The following is a 7,504-nucleotide window of genomic DNA, read 5'->3' as shown; positions in this document are numbered from 1 at the left end:
ATGCTTGCTCAAGCAGTGGACGATCGCGTGACTGGCCAGATGATTGAGACGCTGCATCAAGAGTTAGGTCAGCTATCTAGTCGTTGCGATGGGTTACACGACCAAATTCAAGCCCTCACTGCCCGCACAGAAGTGCCAACTCCCAGTAATGATGAGGTGCAGGCAGCGATCGCAGCTCAAGTAGTCAGTGTGCAACAAGACCTGACTCAACGTCTAGAGCATCTACAAGCGACGATCGCAACGTTGCAAACTGATGTATCTGCTCTTCGGGCCTTAGTACAGTCCTCAGATTCCCAGAGCGACAACTACACAGAACAACCTTTAGACACTGAGGATTCCCTCAAGGAGGCAGATGTTCTTCTAAGTGTTCAACCCATTAGATCTGTTGAAGGTGCTGGTGAACCTGTACAAACTGCCACGATCGTTGCTGTCGGCACAACAACGCCTCAACTTAGTGGTTCTAGAGGTTCTAGGGTGCCGTTGTCTACCGATGCGAGTCAAGATGTGGCTACGATTACAGTGCCAGTGTTAGCTCCAACACACCGTCATCCCCAACGACAACACCACATGATTGCGGCGCTAACTGCTGCCCAAGAACGGGTTGTGGTTGCAGGCAACTGGTTTGGTTCGCAAGGATTTGACGAGCGCCTGTGTCGCCAAGTGCAGGCAGCCCTAAATCGAGGCATCATTATTGAGCTAGATTGTGTGGGGTTGATAAACGCTGATCAGCTCGCCATACCCAAGCGTATTCACCATCACCACTTAGTTCAGCCCCATCATGAGCTTGTGACTGGTCTCCACAGGTTATTGGAACTTCAGCGTGTTTATCCCCAGAACCTTATGCTGAGAGCACTGGGACTTCAGGACTGGTTCATTGTCTGCGATCGCCAATATGCCGTGCTACCCACCCCTAGTCACCTCCAGCATCCCAATGGGTCAGATGAATCACACCAGGTGCAGATTAGCGATCCCGCGGTTGTGCACTCGCTTCTAGCTCAATTTGAGCAACCCCTTGCAGATTTGGTAACGGCTAGGGCATACAGTATGCGGGCGGCTGTTCACTATGAACTGGGAGATCACGATCGTGCCTTGGCGGACTATGCCGATGCTCTACAGCTCAACCCCTACGATGCCGTTACCTACAACAACCGGGGTGTTATCTATTATGACTTGGGAGATATGCGCCGGGCACTTGCTGACTTTGACCAAGCCCTAACGCTAGATGCCCACAATGCAGAAATCTATGCAAACCGAGGTACTGTTCGGGCTGAATTGGGCGATCGTCGAGGTGCTATCGCTGACTATACATGTGCTCTAGAACGGCATCCAACTGACCATATTACCTACAACCATCGAGGGCTATTGCGCTCAAGGTTGGGCGATCGCCAAGGTGCGATTGCCGACTACACCGCTGCCATTCATCTTCGACCTAATGATGATGTTGCCTATTTCAACCGGGGGGCTGCACGTGCTAGTTTAGGAGACTATGAGGGTGCCATAGCAGATTACAGCCAAGCCATTCGGATTAATCCTTACTTTGCGAATGCCTATAACAACCGCGGATTTGCTCAGCAAAAATTAGGGGATTGGGATGCGGCGATCGCTGACTTTACCCAAGCGATTCGGATTAGTCCAAATTTTGTGAATGCTTACAACAATCGGGGCATCACCCGCTCAAAACTAGGGGACTTTCAAGGTGCGATCGCAGACTTTGACCATGTGATTCGCATTAACCCAGACTTTGCCAACGCTTATAACAATCGGGGTACAGTGCTCTCCAAATTAGGAGACATGACAGGAGCAATTGCTGACTTTAACCGAGCAGTGGACATCAACCCAGACTTCGCCAATGCCTACAACAATCGAGGGTTGGCCTATGCTGAGCTAGGTACTATTGATGCTGCGATTGATGACCTGATGAAGGCATCGCGATTGTTTGCACGTCAGGGTGACGAAACGAGCAGCCAGCAAGCATTGCAAAAGCTAAAGATGCTAAACCAGATAAAGTCTGGTGCTGGCTTGTAATGCCACTATGGCCGTAGGGAGCAGTTTGTCATTACCCGTTGTTAACCATACCAATTCGGGCAGGATAAACATACAGGAGCCAAGGTAAGACTATTGCTTAACGCCAAATCTAGCATTGTCTAGGTCAAGGATTGGTATCACCAAGCCTAACGGTCTGATTCATCTGTCTAGTGGTCTGAGTCGCTTAGTTATGAGACAAGAGGTTGTTTCAGAATTTTTGAACCTACCAGGTTTAGCGGGGTTGGTGCTAACGGATCAACGATCGCTGCCCTATGTGAGTGGGGTCTATCTGAAGATGACATCTCAACAGCGAAATCTACTCACCCATGGCATCAGTCAAGTACTAGCGAGCATTCCTCATCAATTCCATGTCTTTGAATTTCAGTTTTATGACTACCAGGTGTTTATTCATCGTCTTAGCCAAGGAATAACACTCCTGGTAATTGGCTATGAGCAGCAACTTGCCCAGCACTATGCACCAGCCATTGCTCGCCTGACCGCAGAAATTGAAGGTGCGGGCGATCGGGCTGTAGCCATGATGCGATTATTAGCAGGTGATTGGGCACCTCTGCCTGCACGGGAGCCGCCACCTACATTGCTAACGTTGCCATCGGATGCGCCAACCTTACCAGAAGTTCCCCATGAGGAGCCGTCACAATCGTTAGCCCATGATGATGCTCCAGTTAATTCAGTGCCCACCGCCAAGCCATTAGCTGATGTGGAATTACAGGAAACCGATACGATAGAAACAGCGCCACTTCAGGTGCCTGCCAGGCCCTTAAAATTTGAGGAGTTGTTTGATGTCAGCGACACTACTACCTTGCCTTCCAACTTCACCAACGTTGCCCATGCCGTGGAGCAACCCACCAAGTCAACCAAAGGTTTCCAGTCATCCGTGCCTGTTCAGACTGATATAGCGAAATCAGCTACAACCACAGCCAAAACACCAGCTACAGGTGCGCCTGCCTTGCTACCTCCCCAGCAAGCGCACCAGACCAGTCTGGCTCCATCAACTCCGTCGCCAATTTACAGCAAAAACGTACTATCTGCACTCAACAAACTCAGCCAATACACTACCCAATATCTAGGAAATTCCGTAGTAGCTAATTATTGGAAGTCCAGCCGCCCTAAGGTTGAGTGGCTACAGGGGTTCACGATCGAGCGTACTGCCCAGCTTGCATTACCTATTGATATTGCCTCGACCCTGACTGAGCAGCAACATGAGTGGATTCGCGATTGGGTACAAGCCTTTATCCAACGCTGCACCATAGTGATTCGTGACTTTCCTAACCTTGTAGAGCAGCAAGCCCTTGATGAAACAGACAAGATGCTGCTGCTGTAGTTGAGCGTAGGCTTTACAATTGATAATGATAGCTAGTATGGCAACAAACTGGCTAGTTAGAACCTGGTTATACCAATTCTCCAAAAGCCAGCTACATGACCCATTAGTTCGTAATGAGGACTTCAGTCCTTCTAAACCCGTTAGTTCGTAATGAGGACTTCAGTCCTTCTAGGAGCTATCTGTAGCCGTAGTATGGGGAAGGGAGATGAAACCATTGTTGCGGTCAAGACTCTCGGTCAGGATTTGAGTCTTCCTCACAACGGGTATGGCAAATCTGTGGACAAATCTGTAGACAGTGGATGACAACCGCCTATTCGCGACTAGTTATAGTTACTGTTGATCGCTGTGAAGCTGACCATGATTGAGCAAAAACTAGACTCACTCCGGGAATTGTTTGCTGAAATGGGTCGGGCACTGATTGCCTACTCCGGGGGTATTGATAGTACGCTGGTGGCCAAAGTTGCCTGGGATGTGTTGGGCGATCGTGCCTTGGCGGTAACGGCTGATTCTCCCTCGCTGTTGCCTGAAGATTTGGAAGATGCCTGTGCTCAAGCCAGGACAATTGGCATTGCCCACGAGATTGTCCGCACCCATGAGCTAGAGAATCCCAACTATGCGACAAATCCAGTCAACCGCTGTTACTTCTGCAAAAGCGAACTGCATGATACCCTCAAATCCCTAGCCCTGGAGCGGGGTTATCCCTATGTGGTGGATGGTGTTAACGCTGACGACCTTCAGGATTATCGACCGGGCATCCAAGCAGCAAAGGAGCGGGGAGTGCGATCGCCCCTAGCAGAAGTGGGCATCACCAAAGCCGATGTGCGTGCCATTGCTCGGCATCTAGAATTGCCCTGGTGGGATAAGCCTGCCCAGCCTTGCCTTAGTTCACGGTTTCCCTATGGAGAAACCATTACTGTGAGCAAATTACAACGGGTAGGACGAGCAGAGTACTATCTACGCCAACAAGGGCTACGCGACTTGCGGGTGCGCTCTGAAGGAGACACTGCTCGGATCGAATTGCCTCCTGACCAGATTCAGACGTTTGTGGCTACAACCGACTTGAATGCCCTAGTGAGCAGATTTAAGTCCCTAGGGTTTCTCTATGTCACCTTGGATCTAGAAGGGTTTCGCAGCGGCAAGCTAAATCAAGTGCTAGCAATCACCCCCGAATCTTAAGGACGATCGCAGCCTTACGGTTCTCGCAGCACGTAGCCCACACCTCGCACCGTTTGGATTAGTCGCTTCTCGCCATCATCTTCAATCTTCAGGCGCAGATACCGCACATAGACCTCAATCACATTCGATTCACCCATAAAGTTGTAACCCCAGACATTTTCCAAAATTTGCTCCCGCGTTAGCACTTCCCTAGGGTGTTCCATTAGGTATTTCAGCAGCTCAAATTCCTTCATGGTCAAGTCAATTACTCGACCATTACGGAACACTTGCCGAGTTGTCAGGTCAAGCACGAGTTCACCGAAGCGCAACTGTTCATAACTACTACCCTCAGGCTTGAGGTACAGTTTCACCAGTTGTAGAAAATCATCAGCGCGATAGGGCTTGAGAAAATAGTCATCAGCACCTGCCTCTAGACAAGCCACCCGATCGTCAATTTCGTCACGCGACATTAGTAATAGCACGGGGATTCGCATACCCACTTGGCGCAGGTGACTGCACAGTTGCAGACCAGACTCACCGCCTAGCATTCGATCCAACACAATCAAGTCGGGCTTGACATCTCGGATTTGACGCAACACGAGAGCAGCTTCAGCCGCAATCACAGAATCGTAACCTGCTGCTCGTAGGTCATTGCTAATGGTATGGGCCAGCGTTTCATCGGGTTCGATCACAAGCACGCAAGGATTAGGATCCATAGGCGTAGGTAATATTACTCATCGATGCTAAACTAGCTTACTTGACTCTCCTGCGATCGTCATCCCCCACCAACAATTGTTACAATTTCAAGGCGATCGCCTGGTTGCAGCACTGTATCTTGCCAATATTGGCGGTGCAGAATCTCGCCATTATATTCCACAGCAATCAATCGAGGGTTTAGCCCCATTTGGTCAAACAGCGCCAACAAGCCAGTCTGAGGTAAGCACTGCTGTAGCTTGCCATTAACTTGCACCACAATTACATCATGGACATCATGGTTTATGAGATCAGGCATAGGATATCTAAATAAACTGTAGTCACTTGAACCAATTTTATAAGAGCCACATTCAGATTGCTGAGCAGCCGCGATCGGATGATATAACCAAAACATACTTAACCCCAAGCGTTGGAGACTTTTCCCTATGCCAGACATACCTCGTCCCGCCGCTATGACTGAGCGTGAACGCCGTGCCTTGCAGCAAGTGACAACGTTTCCCAACGTGCAGTCGGTTGCAGATATTTGGGCGATCGTTGCTCAACAGCATCCCAACATCCTTGCCCTCCATGATCCCCACAGCAAGCCGGAGGTCAAGCTCACCTATGCCCAACTCTATGAACAAATGCAACAATTTGCTGCGGGACTACAAGCCCTTGGTGTGCAGGCTGGTCAGTGCATTGCCCTAATTGCAGACAATAGTCCTCGCTGGTTTATTGCCGACCAGGGAACGATGATGGCCGGAGCAGTCAATGCTGTCCGTAGTGCCCAGGCTGATACAGACGAAGTGTTGTTTATTCTACGCAATAGTGGCAGTACCCTACTGATTGCTGAAACCATAGCTCTATGGCAAAGGTTGCGAGCAGGGCTGAATGACCTCCCGATTCATACTGCAATTCTCTTGTCCGATGAAACACCAGACGCAGATCAGTACATCAAGGTGTTGAACTTTGCTCAGGTGATGGAGTTAGGTGCTAGCCATTCCCTACAACCTGTACAGCGCCATCTTGAAGATTTGGCAACACTGATTTATACCTCTGGAACTACGGGCAAACCCAAGGGTGTGATGCTCAGCCACGGTAACCTTATGTATCAGATCAACACTACAGGGGTAATTGTGCAACCGCAACCGGGCGATCGTGTCCTCAGCATTCTCCCCACTTGGCATAGCTATGAGCGCACCTGTGAATATTTTCTGCTGTCCCAAGGGTGTACTCAAATTTACACCAACATTCGCCACATCAAGCAAGATTTGAAACAGTATAAGCCTCACTATATGGTGGCGGTGCCTCGCATCTGGGAGTCAATCTATGAGGGAATTCAGAAACAATTCCGAGAGCAGCCTCCTAGCAAGCAAAAACTGGTCAATAGTTTGTTGGATGCTAGCCATCGCTACGTTAGGGCTAAGCGTCTATGGCAGGGGTTAGATTTGCAAAACCTAACGCCAAGCTTGGGGCAACGGCTAATGGCTGGCCTCCAAACCCTATTGTATGCTCCCCTACACGCTCTAGGAAACCGTCTGGTCTACAAAAAAGTTCGAGAGGCTACTGGGGGCAATATCAAGTACGTGATTAGTGGTGGTGGAGCACTGGCCAGTCACTTAGATACATTCTTTGAAGTAGTGGGAATTGAAATCTTAGTGGGCTATGGGTTGACAGAAACTTCCCCTATTTTGTCGGCGCGTCGCTCTTGGTACAATCTGCGAGGATCATCGGGTAAACCATACCCAGGGACTGAACTGCGGATTGTGCATCCAGAAACTCGGACTCCGCTACCAGCGGGTCAGCGAGGGCTAGTGCTGGCACGGGGGCCACAGGTTATGCAAGGCTATTACCAAAATCCAGAGGCTACCCAAAAGGCGATCGATGCCGATGGCTGGTTTGACACGGGTGATTTGGGGTTCCTAACCCCTGGCAATGATATTGTGCTGACGGGACGCGCCAAGGACACAATTGTTCTTAGTAATGGTGAAAACATTGAACCTCAACCGATTGAGGACGCTTGCCTCCGCAGCCCGTTTATTGACCAAATCATGTTGGTTGGGCAAGATAAAAAGATGTTGGGGGCGCTGATTGTTCCCAACCTAGACGTGTTGACCCAATGGGCAACTGCTCAAGGCATTGCCACAGAGCCTGCTTTAGATCTAGAAGCCGAAGCCGTGCAGGAATTGTTTCGCCGAGAGTTAACACGCGAGGTGAAAAACCGCCCCGGATATCGCCCTGACGATCGCATCGGTGTGTTTCGGCTAATCACAGAACCCTTTTCCGTCG

At 49.9% G+C, this 7,504-nt stretch carries 6 protein-coding genes; 4 read left to right on the top strand and 2 right to left on the bottom strand.

Going from position 1 to position 7,504, the window contains the following annotated elements; translation table 11 throughout:
* From NZ772_09955 to larE, 3 genes are all read left to right on the top strand, one after another.
* A partial coding sequence (locus tag NZ772_09955; protein MCS6813874.1) for a tetratricopeptide repeat protein occupies nt 1-2,025 on the top strand: 2,025 nt, incomplete at its 5' end.
* Between the two features lie 190 nt (nt 2,026-2,215).
* Nucleotides 2,216-3,367, top strand: coding sequence for a hypothetical protein (locus NZ772_09950; protein MCS6813873.1), 1,152 nt, complete (start codon nt 2,216-2,218; stop codon nt 3,365-3,367).
* A 357-nt stretch (nt 3,368-3,724) separates the two neighbouring features.
* Complete coding sequence (gene larE / locus NZ772_09945; protein MCS6813872.1) at nt 3,725-4,543, top strand: ATP-dependent sacrificial sulfur transferase LarE; 819 nt, start codon at nt 3,725-3,727, stop codon at nt 4,541-4,543.
* A gap of 14 nt (nt 4,544-4,557) precedes the next feature.
* Here the strand turns inward: larE and NZ772_09940 are convergent, their stop codons facing one another.
* Both NZ772_09940 and thiS read right to left on the bottom strand, forming a co-directional pair.
* Nucleotides 4,558-5,238 carry a response regulator transcription factor gene (locus tag NZ772_09940; GenBank protein MCS6813871.1) on the bottom strand — a complete coding sequence of 227 codons (681 nt, stop codon included), beginning with the start codon at nt 5,236-5,238 and terminating at the stop codon, nt 4,558-4,560.
* Between the two features lie 59 nt (nt 5,239-5,297).
* The gene (gene thiS, locus NZ772_09935) at nt 5,298-5,534 is read right to left on the bottom strand and encodes a sulfur carrier protein ThiS (GenBank protein ID MCS6813870.1); all 237 of its coding nucleotides are present in this window, start codon (nt 5,532-5,534) and stop codon (nt 5,298-5,300) included.
* Between the two features lie 127 nt (nt 5,535-5,661).
* Between thiS and NZ772_09930 the strand changes: the two genes are divergently transcribed.
* A partial coding sequence (locus NZ772_09930; GenBank protein MCS6813869.1) for a long-chain fatty acid--CoA ligase occupies nt 5,662-7,504 on the top strand: 1,843 nt, incomplete at its 3' end.

Source organism: Cyanobacteriota bacterium (genome assembly GCA_025054735.1).
GTDB lineage: Bacteria > Cyanobacteriota > Cyanobacteriia > SKYG9 > SKYG9 > SKYG9.
This window is presented reverse-complemented; position numbering and strand designations above follow the sequence as displayed.

What these genes read in the sequence shown, in the direction of transcription:
- NZ772_09950 (MCS6813873.1), top strand. Translation starts at nt 2,216, where the DNA reads ATGAGACAAGAGGTTGTTTCAGAATTTTTGAACCTACCAGGTTTAGCG.
- larE (MCS6813872.1), top strand. Translation starts at nt 3,725, where the DNA reads ATGATTGAGCAAAAACTAGACTCACTCCGGGAATTGTTTGCTGAAATG.
- NZ772_09940 (MCS6813871.1), bottom strand. Translation starts at nt 5,238, where the DNA reads ATGGATCCTAATCCTTGCGTGCTTGTGATCGAACCCGATGAAACGCTG.
- thiS (MCS6813870.1), bottom strand. Translation starts at nt 5,534, where the DNA reads ATGCCTGATCTCATAAACCATGATGTCCATGATGTAATTGTGGTGCAA.